Origin of the sequence: Aquimixticola soesokkakensis, from assembly GCF_900172375.1 — a bacterium.
Classification (GTDB): Bacteria; Pseudomonadota; Alphaproteobacteria; order Rhodobacterales; family Rhodobacteraceae; genus Aquimixticola; species Aquimixticola soesokkakensis.
Map to the genome: position 1 here is coordinate 43,675 of NZ_FWFS01000012.1, position 24,532 is coordinate 68,206.

The following is a 24,532-nucleotide window of genomic DNA, read 5'->3' on the forward strand; positions in this document are numbered from 1 at the left end:
CCTGCGTCGATGTCAAACCCCCTCGGGGCGGCCGCATCAACCGGACGGTCTCGTCCAAACACACCGGGCGCGCGCGTCCGATACGCGGACGAAGTCGTCCACCACACCGGACGCTTGCGTTCAGAATTTCCGGACCCTTTGGTCCACCACACCGGGGCATCTGCAAATCGGCCCCCCGAACATTGAGGTTGTGACATGGCTGTCCCTCAGAACCGAGTTACCCGCTCCAAGCGGAACATGCGCCGCGCCCACGATGCTCTGGTCGCCGGCAACCCCTCCGAGTGCCCGTCCTGCGGCGAACTCAAGCGTCCCCACCACGTGTGCGGCGCTTGCGGTCACTATGCTGACCGTGAAGTCGTTGCACAGGCAAACGACGTCGATCTCGACGACGAAGACGCCGCATAAGCGGCTGGCTGTGCAGGCATCCTGCGCGCGGTTTTGACAGGAAACTGTCGCGCCGTGCGGATCGGATGTCGCCTCGCTTGCGCGTGAGGCTGCATGTGCCACCCCGTCTCGCAGACATCGGGGCCGCGTCCGTGAAAACGGATTTCGGCCCCGTTTCTGTTTGTTTTTTCGCCCTTTAAGCGCGTTCGCCTTCTGCTTTTGGCATTTCGGCTGTTGTCCCCATCCGGCCCTTTGGGCATGATCGGCGCAAAAGCTCGACCGCGCGCGGATCGGGTTCAGGACACCGGCGCAGACTTCGCGCCCTTTCGTGCAAAGCAAGACGATGAGCCGTATCGAAGCGCCTTCCCCCACCGGACGTATCACCCTTTCCATCGACGCGATGGGATCAGACCGCGGTCCCGCCGTTGTGGTCGCGGGCATGGCACGCTCTGCAGGTAAAAATCCCCGCATCGACTTTATCGTCCATGGCGACGAAGCCGTTCTGACCCCCCTCGTCGAGCGGCGGCGCAACCTAAAGGATCGTGTCACGATCCGCCACGCGCTTGGCGTTGTCGAGATGCATGAAAAACCCTCGCAAGCGATGCGCCGCAAGGATACCTCCATGCGCTCGGCTATCGACGCCGTCGGCGCGGGCGAGGCCCAAGCCATCGTGAGCTGTGGCAATACCGGCGCGTTGATGGCCGTTTCCATGGTCCGCCTGCGCAAACTCGAAGGGATCAACCGCCCCGCCATTGCCTGCCTGTGGCCCTCGCGCAATCGCGGCGGTTTCAATGTCATGCTCGATGTCGGGGCCGATATCCGCGCCGATGAACGCGACCTGTTGCAATATGCGATGATGGGCTCCTCCTATGCGCGCAACGGTCTGGGCCTTGAAGCGCCGCGGGTTGGCCTGCTGAATGTCGGCACCGAAGAACACAAAGGCCGCTCCGAACTGCACAGCGCCCATACGCTGATTTCCGACAATGCCGAGGGCGGCGGATTCAAATTCGTCGGATTCGTTGAAGGCGGCGACATTCCGGGGGATCGCTGCGACGTGATCGTCACCGATGGCTTTACCGGCAACATCGCGCTCAAAACCGGCGAAGGCACGGCCAAGCTGGTGGGGGATTTCCTCAAGGAGGCCTTTCAGGCCACGCCGCTGTCGAAAATCGCCGCGCTGCTGGCGCTCACCTCGCTCAAGCGCTTGCAAAAACGCATTGATCCGCGCCGCGTGAATGGCGGCGTGTTTTTGGGGCTGCGGGGCACGGTCGTCAAATCCCACGGCTCTGCCGATGCAACCGGCGTATCGGCGGCAATCAAACTGGCCTATGAGCTGGCCGCGTCAAACTTTGCCGATCGGCTGGCCGCACGGGTTGCATCTATTGCCCCCGCGACCGAAGATGCGGCACAATAAACTGCCGTTTCTTTCGGCAACGCACAGAAAAGACAGGCTTTGATATGACCCTTCGGGCAGCAATCGCAGGCGTCGGACATTATCTGCCCGCGCGCGTCGTCGAAAACGCCGAGTTCGAGAGCAGCCTCGACACCTCCGACGAATGGATTCGCACCCGCTCGGGGATCGAGCGGCGCCATTTCGCCGCCGAGGGCGAAACAACCAGCCAGATGGGCGCACAGGCCGCGCGCGCAGCGCTTGAAAACGCGGGCCTGCAGATCGGCGATATCGACGCCATCGTTGTCGCCACCTCGACCCCCGATCTGACCTTTCCCTCCGTTGGTACGATGATCCAGCAGGAACTCGGAATGGCATCGGGATTTGCCTTTGATGTCCAAGCCGTCTGCGCTGGCTTCATTTTTGCGCTCGCCAATGCCAATGCGCTGATTGTCTCGGGGCAGGCCAAGCGCGTGATCGTGATCGGTGCGGAAACCTTTTCGCGCATCATGGACTGGAGCGACCGTGCCACCTGCGTGCTGTTTGGCGACGGCGCGGGCGCGCTGGTCCTTGAAGGCGTTGCGGGCACGGGCACCTCTGCCGATCGCGGCATCCTGTCCACCGATCTGAATTCGGACGGCAGCTACCGCGACATGCTCTATGTCGACGGGGGGGTGTCCACCACAGGCACGGCAGGCAAGCTGCGGATGCAGGGCAATGCGCTGTTTCGCCAGGCCGTTTCGAAACTCGCGCAAACCGCTGAAACGGCTTTGGAAAAGGCAGGCATTACCGCAGCCGACATCGATTGGGTTGTGCCCCATCAGGCCAATATCCGGATCATCGAAGGCACGGCGAAAAAGCTGAGCCTGTCGATGGACAACGTCGTGGTCACCGTTCAGGACCACGGCAACACCTCCGCCGCCTCCATCCCTCTGGCCATGTCGGTGGGACGCGCGCGCGGGCAGATCAAAGACGGCGATCTGCTGGTCGCAGAGGCGATTGGCGGCGGTCTGGCCTGGGGCGCGGTGGTCCTGCGCTGGTAGGCAAAGCGGCGCGGCCGGGCTGATGTTTTATGCAGCGCCGTGATTACACTGTCGGGAAAGCGCCTCAATTGTCCAACTCAAGTCATTGATATTGACTTGCGATTTGCAAGGGGACATTCTTGGCTCAAGAAAATAGCAGCGAACAATTGCGGCAAATCATCGAAAATCCTCGGGGGGAATGATGAGCGAGAAAACTTTGACACGTATGGACCTCAGCGAAGCTGTCTTCAGCGAAGTGGGTCTCAGCCGGAACGAATCCGCGCAGCTGGTTGAAACCGTGCTGCAATATATGTCTGACGCGCTCGTCGCGGGCGAAACCGTCAAGATTTCCTCTTTCGGGACCTTTTCGGTGCGCGACAAGGCCGCCCGTGTGGGGCGCAACCCCAAGACCGGCGATGAGGCCCCGATTCCCGCGCGACGCGTTTTGACCTTCCGCCCGTCGCATCTGATGAAAGATCGCGTGGCCGCAGGCAACAAAGCCTAAACCGCACATCCGATCCTGATGGCGCATCTGCGCATGATATGCGGCTTGGCCCTTGCGCCAGATTGCGGCAGCCACCTGCACTAAGGCACTGACAATATGGGGAAATCTCCGGACGCTTTTCGCACGATCAGCGAAGTTGCCGATTGGCTGCAAACGCCCGCCCATGTGCTGCGCTTTTGGGAAAGCCGGTTCACGCAGATCAAACCTGTCAAACGCGCAGGCGGGCGACGCTATTACCGCCCCGCCGATATGGCGCTGCTCGGCGGGATCAAAAAACTGTTGCATGAGGATGGTTTGACCATTCGCGGCGTGCAAAAGCTGCTGCGCGAAGAGGGGGTGCGTCACGTGTCCGCCCTGTCGCCTGCAATTGACGGGCAGAGTTTCGACCTTGATGCGGATGCGATTCCCGAGGCCCCGATGGCGGTGGACGTGCCCCTTGAGGACGCCCCCGACAGCGAGGGCAAGGACACGGGTGGCGCGACGAATGTCGTCCCCCTTGCGCCGCGCGCAAGTGCTTCTGTGCCCGAAACGCAACCGCTTCAGCCTGCCCCCGAAGCCCCCGACGACCTCGCGCCGATGTTTGATTTCGGGGCGGAGTTTGGCCCGTCAGAACCGGATATGCCCCTGATCGACGAGGAGCCTCTGAGCGAGGACGCGGCTGACACCGGCCAACCGCAGGACAGCGAAACCGACGCGCAGGACAATATTTTCGCCCCTTCCCCCGCTGCGGACGCGCCAACGCCCCCCATGTCGCAGGATGAGTCGCCGCAGGATGAGTCACCGCAGGATGTGACCCCCCGGCATGATTCGCCGCAGGCCGTTCAGGGCGAGGCCGACCCATCGCCCCCCGCCCCAACCGACGCCGCGCAGAGCGCGCCCGACCACCCGGATGCTTGGGCGCCGTCAGAGCAGCCCGTCGATGCCGATGAAGACGCGCAGCTGCAGGAAACGGCGGAGGAGGACTCCGCACCGCTGGCGGCAGACCAGAGGCCGCACGCGGAGGGTGTTGACGAAAGTTTCAACGAGAGCTTTGACGACTCCTTCTCCGATGCGCCTTTCGACGAGGATTTTGCCCGCCCCGCCGACTCCCCGGCGCAGATGACTGACCCGCAAGGCACAGAGCCAAAGGGCGCGCCCTCAGCCCCCATCCCGCCTGCCCCCGTTGCGCCTGCCCCCGTCGCGCCTACCCTGGCCCCCCTCGATCGCGCGCGCGATGTTCCAGCAGATCCCGCCGATGATGACGGGCACATTCGCCCCGGCGCGGGCCTTGTCGGCGGGCTGGACGCGCGCAAACTGCGCGCAGCCGACCCTGTGGCGCTCTCAAGCCTCTACGTGCGGTTGCAGGCCCTCCATGAGCGCCTCGCCTCTGACGGGCGTTTGTAAAGCGCACGCGAAAAAAGGTGTGCCTGGCGTGAATTTCACGCTTGCGCCCCCCCTGAATATCACTATTAAAGCCCACACGTCGGGCTATAGCGCAGCCTGGTAGCGCGTCCGTCTGGGGGACGGAAGGTCGCAGGTTCGAGTCCTGCTAGCCCGACCAACAAACAACGCCCGCATCCGGTTTTCCGGTGCGGGCGTTTTTGCGTTTTTGGGCTATGTCAAAAGCGCTTGGGCTGATATTGCGACGCCACGACGTTAAAGCCAAAGGGGAATGCGGCATGGGTGTTGAGACGGCTGCCAAGGCGGGTTCGGGTGTTCTGGCGGACACGGCGCTGCGCGACATGATTGCCAGCGGCGCGATCACCACCTCTTCCAGCGCGCCCGACATCATCGACGGCCAGATCCAACCGGCCTCGCTTGACCTGCGGCTGGGCACGCGTGCGTGGCGTGTGCGCGCCTCTTTTCTCGCGGGCGAAGGACAAAGCGTGTCGCACCGCCTGTCCGAATTTGAAATGCACCAGATTGATCTGCGCGACGGCGCGGTGCTTGAAAAAGGCTGCGTCTACGTTGTGCCGCTGATGGAGGGCCTTGACCTGCCTGACAGCGTGCAAGCCGTCGCCAATGCCAAAAGCTCGACCGGCCGGCTGGACCTGCTGACGCGTCTGATCACCGATGGCGGCACGGAATTCGACCGCATCTCAAGCGGTTACAGCGGCCCGCTTTACGCCGAAATCTGCCCGCGCTCCTTTTCGGTGCTGGTGCGTCCCGGCATGCGGCTGAACCAGATCCGCTTTCGCAGCGGCTCGGCGCAATTGAGCGATCTGGACCTGCAAGCGCTCCACGATCAAACCCCCTTGGTGGACGGGCCTGCGATCATCGACCAAGGCCTCGCCTTTTCGGTCGATCTCAAACCTGCCGAGGGCGATCTGGTCGGCTACCGCGCCAAGCCGCACACGGGCGTCATCGACCTCGATCGCATCGGGGAATACGACCCCGCCGACTATTGGGAACCGATCCATTCGAGCAAGGGTCAGATCATTCTCGACCCCGGGGCATTCTACATCCTCGTGTCGCGCGAAGCGGTGCATATCCCCGCCGATTATGCCGCCGAAATGGCCCCCTATCTGGCGATGGTGGGCGAATTTCGTGTCCATTACGCAGGGTTCTTTGATCCGGGCTTCGGGACGACAGATGCGGGCGGCGCAGGATCGCGCGGCGTGCTGGAAGTGCGCTGCCACGAAGCGCCCTTTGTGCTGGAACACGGGCAGGTCGTCGGCCGCCTGGTCTACGAACGCATGGCAAGCGCGCCAGAGCGGGTCTATGGCGCAGGGTTGAAGTCCAACTATCAGGGTCAGGGCCTCAAGCTGTCCAAACATTTTCGCGGCTGACGTTTCGTCAAAAGCGCGCGGCGCAAATCCGCTCAGCCCACCTGTACGGTGACTGTGGCAAGCTGCGGCGCGTCAACCGACTCCTCGACCACAACGCAATTGCGACCGCGAAATTTGGCCGCATATAGGGCCTCATCCGCGCGGCGCACGGCCGCGGCATGGTCCTGTTCCTCGCGCCCGACGATGGCGCATCCAAAAGAGGCGGTCACTTGTATGCTTTGTGCAACGCCGCCCGCCCCTGTCCGGGAAATACGCACATGCGCCGCGACGCTTTCGCGCAGGGTCTGCGCAAGGTCACGCACCTCGTCGACGCCCGTGACATCGGGCATTAGGACCAGAAATTCTTCACCGCCCCAGCGCGCCAGCAAATCGCTGCGCTTGATCCGCGCGCGCAAAACAGATGCCACACCGCTCAGGACATCGTCGCCCGTGCGGTGGCCGAACCGGTCGTTCACCTCCTTGAAATGATCGAGGTCGATCAACATCACGCCCAATGCGCCGCGCGGGCGATTGCCAAGGCCGCGCTTGCCCGACCGGCTGCGGCGCAGCGCATTTTGGACAAACACATCGACAGCGCGCCGGTTGGCAGCGCCGGTCAGGGGATCGCGCATCAACATCTGCGACAATTCCCGCTCCAGCTTGCGCCGTGTGCATTCGGCACGCTCCGTCATTTGGGCAGACACCGAAATCAGAAAGAACAGCAAAAGCAACATGCCCGAAACCATCACCGCCATCGCATGTTGTGCGCTGATGTATACAGGCGCATGGCGCAGGGCAAATCCCAGAATCCACAACACAACAAAGCTGAGAAGCAACTGGTTGCGCGCGAACCTGCCGTGGGCTGCGGAGTTGAAAATCGACCGTAGCAGCGCAGTCCGCGGGAACAGCGTCAAGGCCGCCAAGCCGTTGAGCAGCAAAAGTCCGATGCTCGGGATCGACATTTGTCCGAACAGCGGCGCAAACCCGTAGCTATAGCCCACAAGCCCGATCACAGGCTGCGAAATACCGATGATGACCGACCAAAGCGCCAGATAGGGCGCGCGGCGGCGCAAGAGGACGGACAGGGCAATCAACAAGACGGAAACGGCGGTATTGGACCCCATCGCCGACACGCCGCGGATCTCTTCATGCAGGAGCATATTCAGCGGGGCGGAGATAAATTCGACAGGGACGACATAAATTTCCGCCAGCCGCGCCAAGGCAATCGCGGCGGCCACGGAGCTTCCCAAAAGCCAGCTATGGTCATGCTTGCGCCCGAATCGCGGGGCCAGCACGATGCCAAGAGCCTGGCTGAGCACCGCAAGCAAAGTCAGCGGGCTGAGGGTGGCGACCCCGAAATAGCTGCGCATCGGGGCCAACAGATCAAGCGGGGTCGCGACCAGCAAACACACCGAAATGATCACAGCCATGCGCGAAAAGAACATCCGCAAACGAATAAAAGATAGAAGCGGGCGGTAAGAAACTGATCCCAAACGGGAAATCCGCTTTACCAGTTCGACATCTTCGCTCATTGCCATCTCTCATACCACCCTGACACGGGCGACGGTCTCAACCCTCGTCGATGTCAGCCAAACATACACTGCGCAGATGATTGCGCCGGTTTTTGCAAGCGCCGCGCCGTGCGCCGCTCACCCTCCCTGCGTTGTGGATGCGATCCACGCCGCTTCGTCCGCATTCTCCGCTCTGTGGCGCGCCCCGCGAAACGCGCGACACCCCGAATTGGTCTTTTCTAAGGCCAGTGTTGCGGGATTTGCGTTACCAAAATTTTAAAATCCGACCGAAGTAGGCATTTATTTACCGGTCATCGGGCATCAAAGCGCTTTGGCTCTAAATTTCGCGCAGCCGCGCGCGCGCATTGCCCGAAAACCGAGATGACTGCGCTACATCCGCCCCATGCGTTTGGCCATCCGCGCCGCTTGGCGGGCCTTTTTCGCAGATTCGCGCGCTTGGCGCTTTTGCAGGCGTTCTGCTTTGGTCAGCGGACGCTCGGGCTCTGCGCTTGCGGGGGCGACGTCGCCGCGCTCCTCGCCACGGCGCGCATATAAATCCGCGCCTTTCTTGATCCCGTAGTTCATGCCTTTGTTGATGCCCTTGCGCATAAACATACGCAAAATCATGCGGATAATCTGGTCGGCTTGCATCAAAGCTCTCCTTTCGCTGCGCTGTGCGCTTTGGTCACAGCCCTGCGCGCACGCCGCGCAGCCTATGCGTCATCCTCAAACAGGTCGTCTTGCTCGGCGTCATTTTCAACCTCTGCGCCGTCCGAACTTCCCTCCAGACCGGGCAAGGGGCGCGCGTCCAACAGACCCGCTGCGCGCAGTTCGCGCAACCCCGGAAGATCGCGCGCGCTTTCCAGACCGAAATGATCCAGAAACTGTGGCGTCACCACATAGGTCACGGGCCGCCCCGGCGTCATACGGCGACGCCCAAAGCGGATCCATTCCATTTCCAGCAACTGGTCGATGGTGCCGCGACTGACCGAGACGCCGCGAATTTCCTCGATCTCGGCGCGGGTTGTGGGCTGGTGATAGGCGATGATCGCCAGCGTTTCGATCGCCGCGCGGCTGAGTTTGCGCATCTCGGTGGTTTCGCGCTGCATCAAATGGCCCAGATCAGGGGCCGTGCGCATGGCATAGCCATCCCCGACACGCACCACCCGCACGCCGCGCCCCTCGTAGCGCTTGACCAGCATTTCCAGCGCCGTCTTGGCGTTGCAGCCGTGGGGCATACGGGCGTTCAGCCCCGCGACAGAGACAGGTTCGGTGGCGGCAAACAGCACCGCCTCCACCATGCGCTCCTGCTCGGCAAAGGGCGGGGCATCGAACAGGCTTTGTTCTTTATCGTCGTATGATTCAGCCACTTACGGCTTCCTTCTGATCTGGATGGGCGCGAATGTGTCGCCCTGGCGGATTTCGATTTTGCCCGCTTTTACCAGTTCCAGCGAGGCCGCAAAGGTCGCCGCGGTCGCCGAGCGGCGGCGTTTGGGGTCCAGTTCCCAGCCTTCGGGCAGATAGCTTTGAATATCGGTCCAATCGCCTGCATAGCCGATCAAGCCGCGCATCCGTTCCAGCGCCTGCTCCATGCTCAAAATAGCTTCGCGGTCCAAGACGAAGGGGCGAAATTCATCCTTGGTGCGGACGCGCGCATAGCCCTGCATCAGGTCCAACAGCGTCGCCGAATAGGTCACCCTGCGCACGCGCGCGACGTCCTCGGGCGCGCCACGGGCAAAGAAATCCCGCCCAAGCTGGTCACGCGCCATCAAGCGCGCCGCCACATCGCGCATCGCCGCCAGCCGTTCCAACTGAAAGGCCAGATGGGCCGCGAGTTCCTCGCCCGACGGGCCCTCGTCGGTTGGATCGGGCGGCAACAGCAGGCGCGATTTCAAGAACGCAAGCCATGCCGCCATCACCAGATAATCCGCCGCAAGTTCGATGCGCAGCGCTTTGGCGCGCTGTACGAAGGCCAGATATTGTTGCGCCAGATGCAGCACCGAAATGGTTCGCAGGTCCACTTTCTGGGTGCGCGACAGGTTCAACAACAGGTCGAGCGGCCCCTCGAAGCCCTCGACATCGACAATCAGCGCCTCCGCCTTGAGCCGTTCCTGAACGCTCAGGCTTTCGCTGAAATCAAACTGGTCGTCACTCATCCTGATGTCCGGCATCCTGATGTCGGGTTGCGTTCCTGCCGTGGCTCAGCCACGAAACTGGTCCTGAAAGTCCCGCTCGAGCGCCGCAATGTCAACGGGCCGGGCCGTGGGGCGCGCACGCGCCGCCGCATCCGCGCGCGTCTGAGCGGGCGCAGACATCGCACCAAGCCCCGCAACCGCTTCCATTTCGTCCATTTTGCCGTTGCAATGCAGGATCACGTCACAGCCCGCACGAAGCGCGGCGTGGCTGCGTGTCGAAACATCGCCCGCAAGCGCATTCATCGAAATGTCATCCGTCATCAACAAACCCCCAAAGCCGATCTCGCGTCGGATCAGGTCGATCATCACAGGGCTTTGCGTGGCGGGGCGTTCGGGGTCGAGCGCCGTGTAGACCAGATGCGCGCTCATCGCCATCGGGCTGTCCTTGAGGGCGCGAAATGGTGCGAAATCAACGGCTTCCAACACGGCGCGATCCGCGGTGACCACGGGAAGATCGTGGTGGCTGTCCGCCTGTGCCAAGCCGTGGCCGGGCATATGTTTGATGACACCCGCCACGCCGCGCACCGCCATCCCCTCCAGACAGGCGCGCGCGAGATCCACAATTTCAAGCGGATCGCTGGACAGGGTGCGGTTGCGCAAAAACGGGTGGGTCTGCGCGCGTGCGACATCGAGGGTCGGCGCGCAGTTCACGTCGATGCCGACCTCGGCCAACTCATGCGCAAGCAGGACCGAGCGCAGATACATCGCGCGGATCGGGTCGCGCGCCTGGGCAGATTGATCGAGCGGCGGCAGGTAGTCGCGCCAGATTGGCGCGCGCATCCGCTGCACCCGCCCGCCCTCCTGATCGATCAGGATCGGGGCATCGCGCCCTACGCTCGCGCGCAAATCCGCCGTCAAGCGTGACAGCTGGGCGCGGTCCACGACATTGCGCGCAAAGAGGATAAAGCCCCAAGGATTGGCGGCACGAAAGAACGCCGCTTCATCGCGGGACAAAACAGGGCCCTCCAGCCCGAGGATAAAGGCACCCTGAGACATGGCTTAACGCTGCGCGACCGGCACGCAGGCCGCGTTTTCCGCCACGAGAGAGGCGCAGAAATGGCGGCTCTCCGACAGGTCTGCAAAGCCCATGGCGCGCAGGCGGTAGAAGGTCGAGCCCCCGGAGGAGGCCTGTTCGATCACCCGGTCCTTGCCTGCCATCACATCGGAGAACCGCGTCGCGATGCGGTCCCATTCGGCGCGCGCAGTTGCCTCCGAGTCATAAGCGCCCAGTTGCACCATGCGGGTTCCGGCGGGCACATCGGCCACCGCGACCTCCTCCACACCGCCCAGCGCCGCAAAGATGTCAGCCGCCACGGACGAGGGGTCCGCCGATAGCACCGCAGGGCTGTTGGCCTGGGCCGTTGCCACGTCGATCACGCGGTTTTCAGGGCGCGCGCGCGGCACAGGCGAAGCGGTGACGCCCCGCGCCACATAGCCCGGCTCAGCGCTGGACAGCGACAGCGCGCCATCGGCCTCGAGGTCGGTTTGTGCGCCCGGCTGCTGGCCCGTCACCGCAGCGATTGCTTCGGCAGATCCCGGTGCAGGAGGCGGTGCGAGGGGCAGTGCAGCGCCATCCACCGGATCGGCCTCAAGCGCGCCCAAAAGCGTGGTATCCTCGCCCAGCGCGTCGCTTTGCGCTCCCATCGGCGCCCGGCTGTCAGTGCCAAGGCTGCCAGCGGCAAGGCTGTCAGCAGCAAGGGCGCTCTCGGTCGTGCCGGCCTGTTGCGGCGCGGGCAGCGCAGGCAAATCCGCCTGCGCAACATCTTCGTCCGACAAGCCCACCGTGCGCGGCGCCAGCACCAAGCGGTCGGGGGGCGGCGCGGCCTCGCCCTCGGCTGCGACGTTGTTCACACTCAGGCCCTGATGGTCGACCACCTCGCCACCCGGGTCCTTGGGGGCAACCCGCATGTCCCCCTCCAGCGCGCTGACAACGGGAATGCCGCTGATATCGCGCACCATCAATTTATAGCCCCAAACCGCAAAGCCCCCCAAGAGCGCGATGGAAATCGCGGCGGCGGCGAATTGCGGCAGGCCAAGGCGCACGGGCGGTGGCGTGTCGTCGTCCTGCGCAAAACCGGCGTCCCCATAGGGGTCACTGCCCCCCTGCCCGGCGCGGGTTTGCACATAGCGATAGCCCTGCCCTTCCTGGGAAAAAGCCGATCCGCGCGCGCTCTGCGCGGCGATATTGTCCTGCCACTGCGGATTGGTCTGCTGGCTGGGCTGGTCAGAGGTGGTTGACGCCGCGGGCCGATGGGCCGCTTGCCAGTCTTCATACCGCTCGCTTGTGCGCGCACGCGGCTTTTGGGGCGCAGAATGCCCCCTGAAACCGCCTTGCCCAATCGGGAAGTCTGCCATTGTTGCCTCGTCTTTGCCCCGCTTTTGGATACGGGTTGCTGCCTGCTCGCGGGAGGGACGCACCACGCCCCACCCTCAAACCTGTCCGACGGGCACCGTATTTTCAGCGCATCTCGTTGGCAGGCGTTACCCCGAGAATACCAAGACCTGCAGAAATAACAACGGCCACGGCGCGCGGCAGGGCGATTTTCGCCGAAGAAGCTGCCAGATCGTCCTGCAAGAAGCGCAACTGCGGCTTGTCATTGCCCTTGTTCCAGAGGGCGTGGAAATCCGAGGCCAGCTCGTAGAGGTAAAAGGCGATGCGGTGCGGCTCGTGACCCTTGGCGGCAATTTCCACCTGACGCGGCCAATCGGCCAGCTTGCGCGCCAGCGTGATCTCCGCATCATCCGTCAGGTTCGCAACATCCGTCAGCGTCACGCCGGCATCATGCGCCTTGCGCAGCACCGATTGCACGCGGGCATGGGCGTATTGCACGTAGAACACGGGGTTGTCTTTGGATTGCTCCATCACCTTGTCGAAATCGAAATCCAGCGGCGCGTCGTTCTTGCGGGTGAGCATGACGAAGCGGGTCACATCCGCGCCCACTTCCTCGACCACATCGCGCAGGGTCACGAATGTGCCCGCGCGTTTGGACATCTTCATCTCCTGACCGTCCTTGATCAGTTTGACCAGCTGGATCAGCTTGATATCGCAGGCAACTTTCCCATCGGACAGGGCCGAAACAGCCGCCTTCATCCGCTTGACATAGCCACCGTGATCGGCGCCGAAAATGTCGATAATCTCGTCAAAGCCGCGCTTTACCTTGTTGTAGTGATAGGCAATATCGGGGGCGAAATAGGTCCAGGCGCCATCGGATTTCTGGATCGGGCGGTCCACGTCATCCCCATGCGCCGTCGAGCGGAACAGGGTTTGTTCGCGCGGCTCCCAATCTTCGGGCAGCTTGCCTTTGGGCGGTTCCAGCGTGCCGCGATAAATCAGCCCCTTGTCCTTCAACTCGCCGATGGCCGCTTCAATCAGCCCTGTGTCATAAAGCGACTTTTCCGAAAAGAAGCTGTCCATTTCGACGCCCAGCGATTTGAGATCGGCGCGGATCATGTCCATCATCGCTTCGGTCGCAAAAAGGCGTACATCCTGCAGCCAGACCTCTTCGGGCTGGTCAAGCAGGCTGTCGCCGTATTTTTCTTTCAACGCCTCGCCCACGGGGACCAGATAGTCGCCGGGGTACAGCCCTTCGGCCAGTTCGGGCGACAAGCCATTGGCCTCGCGGTAGCGTTCAAAGGCCGAACGCGCCAGCACATCGACCTGCGCGCCGCCATCGTTGATGTAATATTCGCGCGTCACGTCGTATCCGGCGAAATCGAGCAGGCTGGCCAGCGCATCGCCAAACACAGCCCCGCGCGTGTGACCGACATGCATCGGGCCGGTGGGGTTGGCAGACACATATTCGACGTTGACCTTTTTGCCCCCACCCATCGTCGAGGTGCCAAAGCTGTCGGCCTTCAATACGGCCTGCACAAGCGCGCCCCAGACGTCGCCCTCAAGACGCATGTTGATGAAGCCCGGCCCTGCGACCTCGGCCACAGCGACGCGCGGATCCGCCGCCAGTTTGACCACAAGGGCGTCGGCAATATCGCGCGGCTTTTTACCGGCGGGCTTGGCCAGAACCATGGCCGCATTTGTCGCCATGTCCCCGTGCAGCGCATCGCGCGGCGGCTCGACCGCGACGTTGGCGGTTTCCAGACCGGCGGGCAGCAGCCCCTCGGCAACCATCGCCTCAAGCGAAGTCAGGACAAGGGAACGAATATCGGCAAACAGGTTCATCTGGCGTCTCACGAAAAAGGGATCGTTTGCGGGTTTAGCATCCGCTGCGCTCAGGTCAATGCGATTGGGCGCTGCGCGACGGACGCCTTGAACGCACCGCCCGCCGTTTTGCGCCTATTTGACGACGCGGGCCGCCAGAATGGGCCCCATGTCCTCAGCCTGAAGCAAGATCGCGGCGGGTTCGTCTCCGGCGACTTCCACCGCGACATCAAGCGGCCGCGCGCCGTCCCATTCCCCCAGGACCTGCCAGCTTGTGACAACATTGGTGTAGTCGATCGTGCGGCCCGCATTTTCGCCGGACCGGATCGCGACCTGCGCGCGTGGCAGATACCGCACAAGCTGGATCAACATATCCTCGGGCAAGTCGCCCTCGGGGATCAAGGACACATGCAGGCTGTTGCCCTCGCGCACTGCCAGAAGATCAACCGGCACACCGGCCAGTTTACGGCGCAGCATGGCGATGGATTCGGCCAGCTTCATCGGCTTGGCCCCCGTCACACGGTCCAGCCCCTGCACGATAAACTGCGGGGTGTAGAGCGCGCGCGTTCCGGCGGCCTGCGCATAGGCGCGCTGACGGTCGGTAAAGGCCGCATCGCCAAAGGCATCTTTCCAGCCGATGTAATCCCAGTAGTCGACGTGAAGCGCGAGGGCCAGAATATCCGAGCGCCCCGCCAGATCGGTCAGCATCGCATCGGCAGGCGGGCAACTGGAGCAGCCCTGAGAGGTGTAAAGTTCGACAACCACGGGGAAATCGTGATCCACCCGCAGGGCGCGTTCGACAAAGGGCATCGGCGCGGGGCGCGATTTGCCCCACCCCGGAATGGCGTCCTGTCCGGGTGCGGGTAACTTGGGACGCTTGAGGGCTTGCCCCTGCCCGATTTGAGCTTGGCCGTTTTGAACTTGGCCGTTTTGAGCCGTCACAACCTGCGTGCGCGCGTTTTCGGCAAACCCGGCGCTTGCGCTTGAGACAGCGGCGCAAGCGGCCCAGAGCGACAGCGCCGCCACAGCCCGCGCGCCGCGCGTGGCGCTCGCGAAACCGGTCGAATGAAGCCCTGCGCGGCGATCAGCCATGAACTGCCCTTTTAAAACGTCTGAAAGAAGTGCCCCAAGGGGCCCTCTGCGAAGGCGCCGTTTTCTTGAGCGCCGATTTCTTGAGCGCCAGTCTTAAGCCTCCCTGCAGGGCTGCGCCAATCAAGGTTTTGCGAGATCGGCGTTAGCGGCGCGGTTCCTGTGCAAAGTGTTCCCGAAACTCCACAAAGACGCGGATAAATTCTACTGCTTTTGAGGTATAAACCCGCCGTTTTGCAAAATCGCACGGCCAAAGCCTGCGCGCTTTGCGCTGCTTCTTGGCCCACGGGCGGTTGGTTTCGGGCTTGAAAACACCCCGCCGCGCTTTCGCAAACCGCTCAAAACGACCGCCATTTCCCTGCCAGACGCCGCAACTGCCGCTATTTTCAGCACAAGCGCGTGCCAGCCCCCCGCAGCGCGCGCCCTGCACCGCCGCAGATTGACCGCACCCGCCCGTGCGGATTTTCTGAATAAAATGCGTCTTTTCTGCAATGCGGCACTCACTTGTGTACCATCGCATACAAAAAAACACCCAGCCCCCCTTGAACGCGGGCGGCATTCGGGTGAAAAGCGATGCAGCGTAACCCTGTTCCTCGAAAGGGAGGCCAACTCCATGACCGTTATCGTCGGCCAAGACACCAACAAGACCCGCAAGACCCTCAAAGTCGGCGGCTCCTCCATTGCCTATTATTCGATCCCTGCCGCTTCCGCCGCAGGTCTGGGCGATTTCTCGAAACTCCCCGCCTCGCTGAAAGTGGTTCTTGAGAACCTTTTGCGCTTTGAAGACGGCGGCTTTTCCGTTTCCACCGACGATATCAAGGCATTCGCCGAATGGGCGACGCTGGGCGGCAAGAACCCCCGCGAAATCGCCTATCGCCCTGCCCGCGTGCTGATGCAGGATTTCACCGGCGTTCCGGCCGTGGTTGACCTTGCCGCCATGCGCGACGGCATCAAGGCCCTGGGCGGCGACGCACAGAAAATCAACCCGCTCAACCCCGTTGATCTGGTCATCGACCACTCGGTGATGATCGACGAGTTCGGCAACCCGCGCGCGTTCCAGATGAACGTCGACCGCGAATACGAGCGCAACATGGAGCGCTACGAATTCCTCAAATGGGGCCAGTCGGCCTTCCAGAACTTCCGCGTTGTGCCGCCGGGCACAGGGATCTGCCACCAGGTGAACCTTGAGTACCTCGCGCAGACCGTCTGGACCGACAAGGATCAGGACGGCGTCGAAGTTGCCTACCCCGATACACTTGTCGGCACCGACAGCCACACCACCATGGTCAACGGCATGGCCGTTCTGGGCTGGGGCGTGGGCGGCATCGAAGCCGAAGCGGCAATGCTTGGCCAGCCGATTTCCATGCTGATCCCCGAAGTTGTGGGGTTCAAACTGACCGGCAAGATGCTTGAGGGCACCACCGGCACCGACCTTGTGCTTAAAGTCGTTGAAATGCTGCGCGAGCACGGCGTTGTGGGCAAATTCGTCGAATTCTACGGCGAAGGCCTCGACAACCTGCCGCTGGCGCAGCGCGCGACCATCGCCAACATGGCGCCCGAATATGGCGCGACCTGTGGGTTCTTCCCGATCGACGATGAAACCCTGCGCTACCTGCACCAGACCGGCCGCGACGCCGACCGCATTGCGCTGGTCGAAGCCTATGCCAAGGAAAACGGGTTCTGGCGCGGTGCCGATTACGCACCCGTCTATTCCTCGACGCTGGAACTGGACATGGACACCATCGTGCCCGCCATCTCCGGCCCCAAACGTCCGCAAGACTACCTTGCGCTTGACATCGCAGCGCCCGCCTTTGCGAAATTCGTCGAAGGTCAGCGCTCGGGCAAAGACGTGTCCGAAAAGGCCAAAGTCACCTGGGAAGCCGAAGGGGGCGCCCCCGTGCCCGCCGATGTGCCCGGCGATATCGGCCATCACAACAAAGGCTGGTACAAAACCGACGATGGCGCTTACCAGCTTCATGATGGTTCCATTGTGATCGCCTCGATCACCTCCTGCACCAACACCTCCAACCCCTATGTGCTGATCGCGGCCGGCCTTGTGGCACGCAAAGCGCATGCGCTGGGTCTCAACCGCAAGCCCTGGGTGAAAACCTCCCTTGCGCCCGGGTCGCAAGTGGTGACCGAATACCTCAACGCCGCTGATCTGACCAAAGATCTCGATGCTGTGGGTTTCAACCTTGTCGGCTACGGCTGCACCACCTGCATCGGCAACTCCGGCCCGCTGGAAGCCCCGATTTCCAAAGCGATCAACGACTACGACCTGATCGCGACCTCGGTGCTGTCGGGCAACCGCAACTTCGAGGGCCGTATCAGCCCCGATGTGCGCGCCAACTACCTTGCCTCCCCGCCCCTCGTGGTGGCCTATTCGCTGGTGGGTGACATGAACGTCGACATCACCAAAGAGTCGCTGGGCAAAGGCAAAGACGGTCAGGACGTCTACCTCAAGGACATTTGGCCCACCGATGCCGAAGTTGCCGAGCTGGTGGAAAAATGCGTGACCCGCGAAGCCTTCATGTCGAAATATGCCGATGTGTTCAAAGGCGACGAGAAATGGCAGGCGGTCGAAGTGAACGGTGGCGAAACCTACGCATGGCCCGCGCAATCGACCTACATCCAGAACCCGCCCTATTTCCAAGGCATGGCTGCGGAAAAAGGCGTGATCTCGGACATTGAAGGGGCGAAAGTGCTGGCGATTTTGGGCGATATGGTCACCACCGACCACATTTCCCCTGCCGGTTCGTTCAAGGAATCGACCCCCGCCGGTAAATATCTGACCGAGCGTCAGGTCGCCCCGCGCGAGTTCAACTCCTACGGGTCGCGTCGCGGCAACCACGAAGTCATGATGCGCGGCACCTTTGCCAACATCCGCATCAAGAACGAGATGCTCGACAATGTCGAAGGCGGCTACACCAAAGGCCCCGATGGCGCGCAGACCTCGATCTACGACGCTTCGATGGCCTACCAAGAGGCCGGCACTCCGCTGGTGATTTTTGCCGGTGAGCAATACGGTGCGGGGTCGTCGCGCGACTGGGCTGCCAAAGGCACCGCCCTGCTCGGCGTCAAGGCCGTGATCGCGGAAAGCTTTGAGCGTATTCACCGCTCGAACCTCGTGGGCATGGGCGTCATTCCCTTCGAGTTCACCAATGGCGACAGCCGCAAGTCGCTTGGCCTGACGGGCGATGAAACGGTGTCCATTGCCGAACTCGCGGGCGATTTGAAACCGCAATCGACCGTGCCCTGCACGATCACCTTTGCCGATGGCACCACCAAGGTCATCGACCTCAAGTGCCGCATCGATACCGCGCCCGAGATCGAATATGTCGAAAACGGCGGCGTGTTGCACTACGTGCTGCGCAACCTCGCCAAATCGGCCTAACGCGCCTCATCGATTGTCAAAAATTGAAAAGCCCCGCTTCTGCGGGGCTTTTTGGGTATTTGGGTCCGAAAGAAGCCGTATCGGTACAGGAACCCAAAGCGCGCAAACCCGTTATCCCTATGTCCTCTGCTGACAAGGATGCCCCCCATGAGCGTTGTACAAAGTTTTTTCAATTCCCCTTGGTTCATCGGGACTTGGCTGGTTCTGGCTGTGATTTGTGTGGTTTTGGTCATCCGCGATCTGGTCGTGAACAACAGCCATCTGATGTCCTTGATGAAAGTGGTCTGGACCTTGGCGGTTGCCTATTCCGGTCCGGTTGGCCTGCTGATTTATTGGCGCACGGGACGCAAGGAGATCCCCGATGATGCGGATTGGCGGCGTGCCTTTCGCTCGGTCGCCCATTGCTATTCTGGTTGTGGCCTGGGCGAAATCATTGGTGTGGTCCTGGTGACATGGCTGTTTGCGGCAAATAACTACGTCACCGCGGGGGTGACTTTTGGCCTTGCCTATGCCATCGGCTTTGCGCTTTCGCTGGGCCCCTTGGTGCAGGAGGGGGTCGCGCTGCGCAAGGCGCTGAAGGACACCTTTGTGGCAGAGACCCCGTCGATTTTGACCATGGAAGTCGTCGCCATTGCCGTGGACCTCACCCTTGCGGGCAAGGCCCATATGGGCGAGCCGATCTTTTGGGCGTCGCTTGTGGTGTCGCTGACCCTGGGGCTGTTTGCGGCCTATCCGGTGAACTACTGGCTTATCACCCACGGGATCAAGGAAGGCATGATGGATCCGCGCATGACGCATCACCATCCTGCCTCCTGAGGCGCATCAGGCGGGGAGTTGCGCGCGGGCGGCCAGAGCCGCCTCATCATGCGCCGCCGCTTCGGCCACCCAAGGCATGGCCCCGCAGCGCGCCACCCAAGCACGGATCAGATCGTCGTCGGGTGTGAAATCGGGAAAGAAGAGAAAGGGCGAGGACAGCAGAAGATCGGCAGCGCAGTACTCATCGCCCAGCAGAAAGGGGCCCTGCGCCAAAGCGCTGCGCAGGTTTTGCGCAATCTCGGGCGCGCCGCGAAAGGCAGAAAGGAGCGCCGGGTTTTGCGCGAAACCGCCGAACTGGCCGACCAACACCGGCTCGACCACATTGCCGTAATAGGCCAGCCAGCTCAGATAGGCGGGGTAGTCGGGATCGCCCAATCTGCGCCCCAGAGGGCTGTCAAAGACCTCGGGCAGAAAGTGGAACATCGCCGTGCGCTCGCGCATCCCGAGGCCATCGACGACCAGATAGGGCACTTTTGCCTCGGGATGGGGGTTGGCGGGATCGCGCTGCCCCGTGCCATCCTGACGGCACACATCGACAAGGCGCAGATCGACCGCCTCCAGTTTTTCCATCGCCAGCAAAAGCGCAAGGACGTTGGTCGAGCGGCTATAGGGGGCGTGGTAGAATGTGATCATCGGGTATCTCCTTTGGGAAGGGGGCGGTCGGGCTTGACCGCCGATGCCCTGTTTTGGCACGGTGCTCCTGTCAATTTCTGTCAGGAGGTTGCGCAAGATGGCGCGCTCGGATCGTCTGTTTCGTCTGCTGCACTGCATCCGCAGCCTGCCCCAGCCCGTCACGGCCGCACGGCTGGCCGCGGCACTGGAGGTGTCCGAGCGCACGCTGTATCGCGACATCGACGCGCTGCGCCTTGCGGGCGCGCGTATCGAGGGGGCGGCGGGCCTGGGCTACACGATGATCGAGGACATTGCCCTTCCGCCGCAGACCTTTACCCAGTTGGAAATCGAGGCGCTGGTCCTTGGCCTTGGGGAGGTGCAGTTTCGCGGCGACACCGCGCTGGCCGAGGCGGCGCGCGACGCCTTGACCAAGATCACCGCCACCCTGCCCGATCGCCAGCAGCGTCAGGTTACCCACGCCGCCGGGCTGGTGCGGCGCTGGGATCGCAACCCTGACAGCGCGATCGATCTGGCGATCATCCGTCAGGCGTGCTGGGACGAGTGCGCTCTTGATATTTGCTACACCGACCGGTCGGGCCGTGACAGCGCACGCCGCATCTACCCGCTGGCGGTGGTGTATCTCCAAGAGCGCGTGATGGTGCTGGCGTGGTGTTGCCTGCGCGACGATTTTCGCCATTTTCTGGTGGCAAGCATTCGCGCCCATCGCTTGAGTGAGGAAAGCTTTCGTCCCCGCCGCGTGATCTTGCTGCGCAGGTTCATGGCGCAGATGCGCGCCCGCGCGGGAGGAGGCGGGGTGCCCGCCCCGCCCTAAGGCAATGTTAACCGCCGCTGTGTAGGCTCACGGCCATGAGACATCCGATCCTTCAGGCCCTGCGGATTTTGACGCAACATTGCCCCGTCACCGCCCTGCCAACGCGGGAATGGCTGATCGCGATTCCCCTGCTTGTCCTGTTGCTCTGCGCGTGAGGCCTATTGCGCCGCAGCGATGGCGGGCAGGATTTGCGCGTTCATCACCTCGACGGTAATCGGTCCGGCAAAGCGGAAGGTCACTTTGCCCGTCCCATCAATCACATAGGTTTCCGGCACGCCGTAAAGCCCCCAATCCAGCGCCGTGCGCCCCGTCGAATCGGTGCCGATGGCCGCGTAGGGGTTGCCCAATTCGGCCAGAAAGCCCTGCGCATCCGCATCGCGGTCCTTGTAGTTTATGCCGTAGATCGTCACCCCTTCTGCCGCCATCGCTTCGAGCTGGGGATGTTCGGCGCGACAGGGCGCGCACCACGAGGCCCAGTAGTTCACCAGCGTCACACCGCCCGCGCGCAGGCTTGCATCATCAAAGGTCGCCATGTCGCCCAAGGGGGCCAAGCCCACCGGTGGCGCGGTATTTCCCGCCACGGCCGACGGCAATTGGTCGGGATCGCTGCGGTTCATTCCAAAGAGAAACAGGGCAGCCAAAGCCGCAAACAACAGCGGCGGCGCGAGCATCAGGGGGGATATCCTAGGCATCTGGCAAGCTTTCGGTCACGGCGCTGCGGCGGGCTTCAGCCGCGCGCAGGCGGGTTTTCATCCGCGCGGCGCGGATCACGGATTGGGCCACAAGCAGCGCCAAAAGGGCAAAGCTGACCCCGTAGGCCATCAGAACCGCACCGGCATATTTGCCAAGGTCAGGCAGAATACTCATCATGAGACCATCCTTTCGCGCGTTTCCAGCGCATGCAGTCGTCTTGCGCGAATTTCGGTGCGCGTGCGCAAAAGCACGAGCGCCACAAACAAAAGTGCAAAGCCAGCCGTGGCAACCAAAGCCGGATACCAAAACACATCGGCCACGTTTTCTTCGGCGTCCATCGACAGGGACGCGCCCTGATGCAGCCCCTGGTTCCAGAACAACACCGCATAGCGGCTGAGGATCGCAAAGACCGATCCCACGAGGCATAAAACGGAGGTCAGATCCGCGGCCGTGTCGGGGTCTTCGATGGCTTCCCAAAGCGCGATATAGCCAAGGTAGAACAAAAACAGGATCAGGAACGAGGTCAGGCGCGGGTCCCATTCCCAATAGGTGCCCCACATGGGCTGGCCCCAGATTGCACCTGTCGCAAGCGCCACCAGCGTCATCACCATGCCTACGGGCGCGGCGGCTTTGGCGGCCAAAGCGGACACGTGATGGCGGCGGATGATCCAGACCAGCGAGGCAACCAGCATCATGCCCCAGGCGTTGATGGCGATCATCGCGGCGGGCACGTGAATGTAGAAAATCTTGACGGTCGCACCCTGGCGGTAGTCGTCGGGCGTAAAGAAAAAGCCCCACACGAGGCCCAAGGCCAACATGCCCGCAGCCAGCACGGCAATCACCGGCAGGGCCGTGTCGGTCCAGCCCATGAACTTGCGCGGGTTCGCCCACCCCCAGATTGACACCATCGACCTCTCCTCAATTTCGCGGCTACCCTAGCGGGGTCGCCTGCTTGGCTCAACTCACCTGATCGCGAGAATTGCCCCTTATTTCAACGCAATGCGGATCGCGGCCGCGCTTGCAAACGGCACCAAAGCGATGGCACCGGCGCTGACGGCCCCCAGCATCAAAAGCGGCGTGGCCACCTCGAGGCCCTGCGCACCGCGCCGCACCACTTCGGCCCCGAAAATCAGCGTAGGGATGTAGAGCGGCAGCACCAAGAGCGACAAAAGCAGCCCCCCCCGTTTCAGCCCGACCGTGAGTGCCGCGCCAAAGGTGCCCATCACCGAGAGTGCCGGCGTGCCAATCGCTAAAGTGATGAGAACCCAAGGGGTTGCAGCAGCGTCCAGATGCAACAAGACCCCCAGAACCGGCGCGGCCACTGTCAGTGGCAGCCCCGTTGTCAGCCAATGCGCCAAGGCTTTGACCGCCACGACGGCCTCCATCGGCATCGGGGCGGTCGCCAGCAAATCGAGCGAGCCATCCTCGAAATCCAACGCGAAAATCCGGTCGAGCGACAACAGGCAGGCCAGCAAGGCCGCGACCCAAAGGACCCCCGGCGCGATGGCCTGCAACCGGCCCGTTTCGGGCCCGACCCCGAAGGGCACCAGCACCACGACGATCAGGAAAAACGCCAGCCCAAGGCCAAAGCCCCCACCTGAGCGCAGCGCAAGCCGCAGATCGCGGATCAACAGGCGGATCACAAAAAGGCCTCATCAAAGCCGCCGTCAAAGCCGCTTCCAAGGGTCAGGCCCGCTGCCGTGGCGCGCAGATCGCTGACATCAAGCACCTCTGCGTCCAGCCCCAGATCAATATGCGTGGCCATGACAGCCGCACCGCCCCTCGCCAAATGCGCGCGCACAGCCGTGGCAAACAGGGCAACCGATGCAGCATCAAGGGACACCGTCGGCTCGTCGAGAACCCAAAGCGGGCGCCCCGTCACCAGCAACCGCGCCAAGCCCAGACGCCGCTTCTGGCCAGCAGACAGGTTGCCCGCCAGGCGGCTTTGCAACCCGTCCAGCTCGAAGGCACCAAGGGCGCGCGCCACGGCAGCCTCGCCATCGTCGATGCCGTAGATTCCCGCCCAGAACCGCAGGTTTTCCAGCGCCGTCAATGTGGCTTTCAACCCGTCGGCATGGGCCGCATAGGCCACGGCATCGGGTGCGCATAGCACCTCCCCCGCCAGTGGCGCTTGCAACCCCGCCAGACAGCGCAGCACGGTGGTTTTGCCCGAGCCGTTGGGCCCGCGCAGCACCAAAGCCTGCCCGGGCGCGACCGCGAAACTCAAGCCTGAAAGCACGGGGAAACCGCCGCGCGCCACCGCAAGATCGCGGACCTGCAAAAGAAAAGACATCTCATTCATCGCTTTGCCTTAGCCCGCCTGCCCGCCAGATCACACTGGCAAAAGTGCCGCAGCCACGCGCCGTCCTTCGGAGGCGAGCACATTATAGGTCCGGCAGGCCGTGGGCGAGGCCATCATATCCACGCCAATGCCCGCCGCCTCCAGCGCAGCGCGCAAGGCGCGTGGCAGCGGTGCGATGCTTTGACCGGTGCCGATAAACAGCACGTCAATCTCCCCCGCCAGCGAAACCAAAGCCTGCGCATCATTCAGCCCGCCCCAGGATGTCACCCCCGAAGCGGTCACGATCACCGGCCCCTCAACCACCTGCCCCGCGATGCGAAAAAATCCCGCGCCATAGCCATCCACCGGCTGTGCGCTGTCAAACGTCATCTCATTGAACTGCATCGAAAGGCCCCTTGCGCTGTGATCTGTCTTTGGCTCCAGATACTCATAAACCGCCGCCAATGTCCAAACACGAGTCCAAAAGCGCCGCGCGCGCCCATAAAAAAAGGCCCCCCCGAAGGGAGGCCTGAGGTTCGTCTATCGGGCTCTTAATTGGTGCTGCTCGCGATTTTATGCCTGCGGCCCGATCTACGTCAGGGGCGAACGCATCCGCCCCGGAAACTTGGTATGCGTTGCCGCCTAATGCAGCTTTACGCCTTCGCTCACAAACCGGCACGTGGCGGTCATGGGCGCAAAAATGGTCTCGTTCACCTCGACGACTTTCAACTCGCCGCGCCGCGCCTGGCCCTCGAAGGCATAGATCGACTGATCTTCGACCAATGCGCGCACCACGGCCTGATTCATGCCTGCGGGAAAGGTGATTTCACAAATTCCGCCGGTGAGCAGCTTGTAGTCTTCCGTGGTGGTCAGGCTTTCGCCCACAAGAAATTGCATGTCGTCTT

At 62.6% G+C, this 24,532-nt stretch carries 26 protein-coding genes and 1 tRNA gene; 10 read left to right on the forward strand and 17 right to left on the reverse strand.

Annotated features, from left to right (window positions below):
* The first annotated feature begins 195 nt into the window (after nt 1-195).
* From rpmF to AQS8620_RS14880, 7 genes are all read left to right on the forward strand, one after another.
* Entirely contained in the window at nt 196-405 is a 210-nt protein-coding gene (rpmF, locus tag AQS8620_RS14845) for a 50S ribosomal protein L32 (RefSeq protein ID WP_085837808.1), read from the forward strand.
* A 322-nt stretch (nt 406-727) separates the two neighbouring features.
* Nucleotides 728-1,798 carry a phosphate acyltransferase PlsX gene (gene plsX, locus AQS8620_RS14850; RefSeq protein WP_143267544.1) on the forward strand — a complete coding sequence of 357 codons (1,071 nt, stop codon included), beginning with the start codon at nt 728-730 and terminating at the stop codon, nt 1,796-1,798.
* Nucleotides 1,799-1,842: 44 nt separating this feature from the next.
* Nucleotides 1,843-2,817: a beta-ketoacyl-ACP synthase III gene (locus tag AQS8620_RS14855; RefSeq protein ID WP_085837810.1), complete on the forward strand. Its 975-nt coding sequence runs from the start codon at nt 1,843-1,845 to the stop codon at nt 2,815-2,817.
* A gap of 181 nt (nt 2,818-2,998) precedes the next feature.
* A complete protein-coding gene (gene ihfA, locus AQS8620_RS14860) occupies nt 2,999-3,301 on the forward strand; it encodes an integration host factor subunit alpha (protein WP_085837887.1) in 303 nt (100 codons plus the stop codon).
* 96 nt (nt 3,302-3,397) lie between these two features.
* Entirely contained in the window at nt 3,398-4,684 is a 1,287-nt protein-coding gene (locus tag AQS8620_RS17245; protein WP_234990511.1) for a MerR family transcriptional regulator, read from the forward strand.
* Nucleotides 4,685-4,764: 80 nt separating this feature from the next.
* A tRNA-Pro gene (locus tag AQS8620_RS14875) sits at nt 4,765-4,841 on the forward strand.
* A gap of 118 nt (nt 4,842-4,959) precedes the next feature.
* A complete protein-coding gene (locus tag AQS8620_RS14880) occupies nt 4,960-6,069 on the forward strand; it encodes a 2'-deoxycytidine 5'-triphosphate deaminase (RefSeq protein WP_085837888.1) in 1,110 nt (369 codons plus the stop codon).
* A 32-nt stretch (nt 6,070-6,101) separates the two neighbouring features.
* Here AQS8620_RS14880 and AQS8620_RS14885 read toward each other — a convergent pair whose 3' ends face one another.
* The 9 genes from AQS8620_RS14885 to AQS8620_RS14925 form a co-directional block, all read right to left on the reverse strand.
* A complete protein-coding gene (locus AQS8620_RS14885) occupies nt 6,102-7,478 on the reverse strand; it encodes a GGDEF domain-containing protein (RefSeq protein ID WP_159453261.1) in 1,377 nt (458 codons plus the stop codon).
* 471 nt (nt 7,479-7,949) lie between these two features.
* On the reverse strand, nt 7,950-8,210 hold the full coding sequence (locus tag AQS8620_RS14890; protein WP_085837813.1) for a hypothetical protein: 261 nt from the start codon (nt 8,208-8,210) through the stop codon (nt 7,950-7,952).
* A 62-nt stretch (nt 8,211-8,272) separates the two neighbouring features.
* Nucleotides 8,273-8,929, reverse strand: coding sequence for an SMC-Scp complex subunit ScpB (scpB, locus tag AQS8620_RS14895; RefSeq protein WP_085837814.1), 657 nt, complete (start codon nt 8,927-8,929; stop codon nt 8,273-8,275).
* The gene (locus tag AQS8620_RS14900) at nt 8,930-9,715 is read right to left on the reverse strand and encodes a segregation and condensation protein A (protein WP_085837815.1); all 786 of its coding nucleotides are present in this window, start codon (nt 9,713-9,715) and stop codon (nt 8,930-8,932) included.
* A 45-nt stretch (nt 9,716-9,760) separates the two neighbouring features.
* Entirely contained in the window at nt 9,761-10,750 is a 990-nt protein-coding gene (gene nagZ, locus AQS8620_RS14905) for a beta-N-acetylhexosaminidase (protein ID WP_085837816.1), read from the reverse strand.
* Between the two features lie 3 nt (nt 10,751-10,753).
* The gene (locus AQS8620_RS14910) at nt 10,754-12,109 is read right to left on the reverse strand and encodes an SPOR domain-containing protein (protein WP_143267545.1); all 1,356 of its coding nucleotides are present in this window, start codon (nt 12,107-12,109) and stop codon (nt 10,754-10,756) included.
* 103 nt (nt 12,110-12,212) lie between these two features.
* Nucleotides 12,213-13,931 carry an arginine--tRNA ligase gene (gene argS, locus AQS8620_RS14915; protein WP_085837818.1) on the reverse strand — a complete coding sequence of 573 codons (1,719 nt, stop codon included), beginning with the start codon at nt 13,929-13,931 and terminating at the stop codon, nt 12,213-12,215.
* A 114-nt stretch (nt 13,932-14,045) separates the two neighbouring features.
* Nucleotides 14,046-15,002 (reverse strand): DUF1223 domain-containing protein, encoded by a 957-nt coding sequence (locus AQS8620_RS14920; protein ID WP_143267546.1) that lies wholly within the window; start codon nt 15,000-15,002, stop codon nt 14,046-14,048.
* Between the two features lie 142 nt (nt 15,003-15,144).
* Nucleotides 15,145-15,633 carry a hypothetical protein gene (locus tag AQS8620_RS14925; protein ID WP_143267547.1) on the reverse strand — a complete coding sequence of 163 codons (489 nt, stop codon included), beginning with the start codon at nt 15,631-15,633 and terminating at the stop codon, nt 15,145-15,147.
* Here AQS8620_RS14925 and acnA point away from each other — a divergent pair.
* Both acnA and AQS8620_RS14935 read left to right on the forward strand, forming a co-directional pair.
* Nucleotides 15,613-18,393, forward strand: coding sequence for an aconitate hydratase AcnA (acnA, locus tag AQS8620_RS14930; RefSeq protein WP_085837820.1), 2,781 nt, complete (start codon nt 15,613-15,615; stop codon nt 18,391-18,393). The genes AQS8620_RS14925 and acnA overlap by 21 nt on opposite strands.
* A gap of 147 nt (nt 18,394-18,540) precedes the next feature.
* Nucleotides 18,541-19,209 (forward strand): DUF4396 domain-containing protein, encoded by a 669-nt coding sequence (locus AQS8620_RS14935; RefSeq protein ID WP_085837821.1) that lies wholly within the window; start codon nt 18,541-18,543, stop codon nt 19,207-19,209.
* A gap of 6 nt (nt 19,210-19,215) precedes the next feature.
* Here the strand turns inward: AQS8620_RS14935 and AQS8620_RS14940 are convergent, their stop codons facing one another.
* On the reverse strand, nt 19,216-19,842 hold the full coding sequence (locus AQS8620_RS14940; protein ID WP_200809641.1) for a glutathione S-transferase family protein: 627 nt from the start codon (nt 19,840-19,842) through the stop codon (nt 19,216-19,218).
* Nucleotides 19,843-19,939: 97 nt separating this feature from the next.
* Between AQS8620_RS14940 and AQS8620_RS14945 the strand changes: the two genes are divergently transcribed.
* Nucleotides 19,940-20,653, forward strand: coding sequence for a helix-turn-helix transcriptional regulator (locus tag AQS8620_RS14945; protein ID WP_085837822.1), 714 nt, complete (start codon nt 19,940-19,942; stop codon nt 20,651-20,653).
* A gap of 158 nt (nt 20,654-20,811) precedes the next feature.
* On the opposite strand, the gene AQS8620_RS14950 is transcribed toward AQS8620_RS14945, so the two are convergent.
* From AQS8620_RS14950 to AQS8620_RS14980, 7 genes are all read right to left on the reverse strand, one after another.
* The gene (locus AQS8620_RS14950) at nt 20,812-21,324 is read right to left on the reverse strand and encodes a DsbE family thiol:disulfide interchange protein (protein ID WP_085837823.1); all 513 of its coding nucleotides are present in this window, start codon (nt 21,322-21,324) and stop codon (nt 20,812-20,814) included.
* 13 nt (nt 21,325-21,337) lie between these two features.
* The gene (gene ccmD / locus AQS8620_RS14955; RefSeq protein ID WP_370737895.1) at nt 21,338-21,520 is read right to left on the reverse strand and encodes a heme exporter protein CcmD; all 183 of its coding nucleotides are present in this window, start codon (nt 21,518-21,520) and stop codon (nt 21,338-21,340) included.
* A complete protein-coding gene (locus AQS8620_RS14960) occupies nt 21,520-22,251 on the reverse strand; it encodes a heme ABC transporter permease (RefSeq protein ID WP_085837891.1) in 732 nt (243 codons plus the stop codon). Before AQS8620_RS14960 ends, ccmD begins: the two co-directional genes overlap by 1 nt.
* An 81-nt stretch (nt 22,252-22,332) precedes the next feature.
* Nucleotides 22,333-22,989, reverse strand: a complete 657-nt coding sequence (gene ccmB, locus AQS8620_RS14965) for a heme exporter protein CcmB (RefSeq protein WP_085837824.1) — start codon at nt 22,987-22,989, stop codon at nt 22,333-22,335.
* A complete protein-coding gene (gene ccmA / locus AQS8620_RS14970) occupies nt 22,986-23,639 on the reverse strand; it encodes a heme ABC exporter ATP-binding protein CcmA (RefSeq protein WP_085837892.1) in 654 nt (217 codons plus the stop codon). The genes ccmB and ccmA overlap by 4 nt, the downstream gene beginning before the upstream one ends.
* A gap of 39 nt (nt 23,640-23,678) precedes the next feature.
* Nucleotides 23,679-24,032, reverse strand: a complete 354-nt coding sequence (locus AQS8620_RS14975) for an Mth938-like domain-containing protein (protein ID WP_085837825.1) — start codon at nt 24,030-24,032, stop codon at nt 23,679-23,681.
* Nucleotides 24,033-24,269: 237 nt separating this feature from the next.
* Complete coding sequence (locus AQS8620_RS14980; protein ID WP_085837826.1) at nt 24,270-24,524, reverse strand: hypothetical protein; 255 nt, start codon at nt 24,522-24,524, stop codon at nt 24,270-24,272.
* Nucleotides 24,525-24,532 lie beyond the last annotated feature (8 nt).

Bases quoted from the DNA above. Each gene is read 5' to 3' on its own strand.
- AQS8620_RS14935 (WP_085837821.1), top strand. From the start codon at position 18,541: ATGAGCGTTGTACAAAGTTTTTTCAATTCCCCTTGGTTCATCGGGACT.
- rpmF (WP_085837808.1), top strand. From the start codon at position 196: ATGGCTGTCCCTCAGAACCGAGTTACCCGCTCCAAGCGGAACATGCGC.
- AQS8620_RS14940 (WP_200809641.1), bottom strand. From the start codon at position 19,842: ATGATCACATTCTACCACGCCCCCTATAGCCGCTCGACCAACGTCCTT.
- AQS8620_RS14975 (WP_085837825.1), bottom strand. From the start codon at position 24,032: ATGCAGTTCAATGAGATGACGTTTGACAGCGCACAGCCGGTGGATGGC.
- AQS8620_RS14945 (WP_085837822.1), top strand. From the start codon at position 19,940: ATGGCGCGCTCGGATCGTCTGTTTCGTCTGCTGCACTGCATCCGCAGC.
- AQS8620_RS14855 (WP_085837810.1), top strand. From the start codon at position 1,843: ATGACCCTTCGGGCAGCAATCGCAGGCGTCGGACATTATCTGCCCGCG.
- AQS8620_RS14910 (WP_143267545.1), bottom strand. From the start codon at position 12,109: ATGGCAGACTTCCCGATTGGGCAAGGCGGTTTCAGGGGGCATTCTGCG.
- acnA (WP_085837820.1), top strand. From the start codon at position 15,613: ATGACCGTTATCGTCGGCCAAGACACCAACAAGACCCGCAAGACCCTC.
- plsX (WP_143267544.1), top strand. From the start codon at position 728: ATGAGCCGTATCGAAGCGCCTTCCCCCACCGGACGTATCACCCTTTCC.
- AQS8620_RS14900 (WP_085837815.1), bottom strand. From the start codon at position 9,715: ATGAGTGACGACCAGTTTGATTTCAGCGAAAGCCTGAGCGTTCAGGAA.
- ccmD (WP_370737895.1), bottom strand. From the start codon at position 21,520: ATGAGTATTCTGCCTGACCTTGGCAAATATGCCGGTGCGGTTCTGATG.
- AQS8620_RS14950 (WP_085837823.1), bottom strand. From the start codon at position 21,324: ATGCTCGCGCCGCCGCTGTTGTTTGCGGCTTTGGCTGCCCTGTTTCTC.
- AQS8620_RS17245 (WP_234990511.1), top strand. From the start codon at position 3,398: ATGGGGAAATCTCCGGACGCTTTTCGCACGATCAGCGAAGTTGCCGAT.
- ccmA (WP_085837892.1), bottom strand. From the start codon at position 23,639: ATGTCTTTTCTTTTGCAGGTCCGCGATCTTGCGGTGGCGCGCGGCGGT.
- AQS8620_RS14885 (WP_159453261.1), bottom strand. From the start codon at position 7,478: ATGGCTGTGATCATTTCGGTGTGTTTGCTGGTCGCGACCCCGCTTGAT.
- argS (WP_085837818.1), bottom strand. From the start codon at position 13,931: ATGAACCTGTTTGCCGATATTCGTTCCCTTGTCCTGACTTCGCTTGAG.
- ihfA (WP_085837887.1), top strand. From the start codon at position 2,999: ATGAGCGAGAAAACTTTGACACGTATGGACCTCAGCGAAGCTGTCTTC.
- AQS8620_RS14980 (WP_085837826.1), bottom strand. From the start codon at position 24,524: ATGCAATTTCTTGTGGGCGAAAGCCTGACCACCACGGAAGACTACAAG.
- nagZ (WP_085837816.1), bottom strand. From the start codon at position 10,750: ATGTCTCAGGGTGCCTTTATCCTCGGGCTGGAGGGCCCTGTTTTGTCC.
- AQS8620_RS14880 (WP_085837888.1), top strand. From the start codon at position 4,960: ATGGGTGTTGAGACGGCTGCCAAGGCGGGTTCGGGTGTTCTGGCGGAC.
- AQS8620_RS14890 (WP_085837813.1), bottom strand. From the start codon at position 8,210: ATGCAAGCCGACCAGATTATCCGCATGATTTTGCGTATGTTTATGCGC.
- AQS8620_RS14920 (WP_143267546.1), bottom strand. From the start codon at position 15,002: ATGGCTGATCGCCGCGCAGGGCTTCATTCGACCGGTTTCGCGAGCGCC.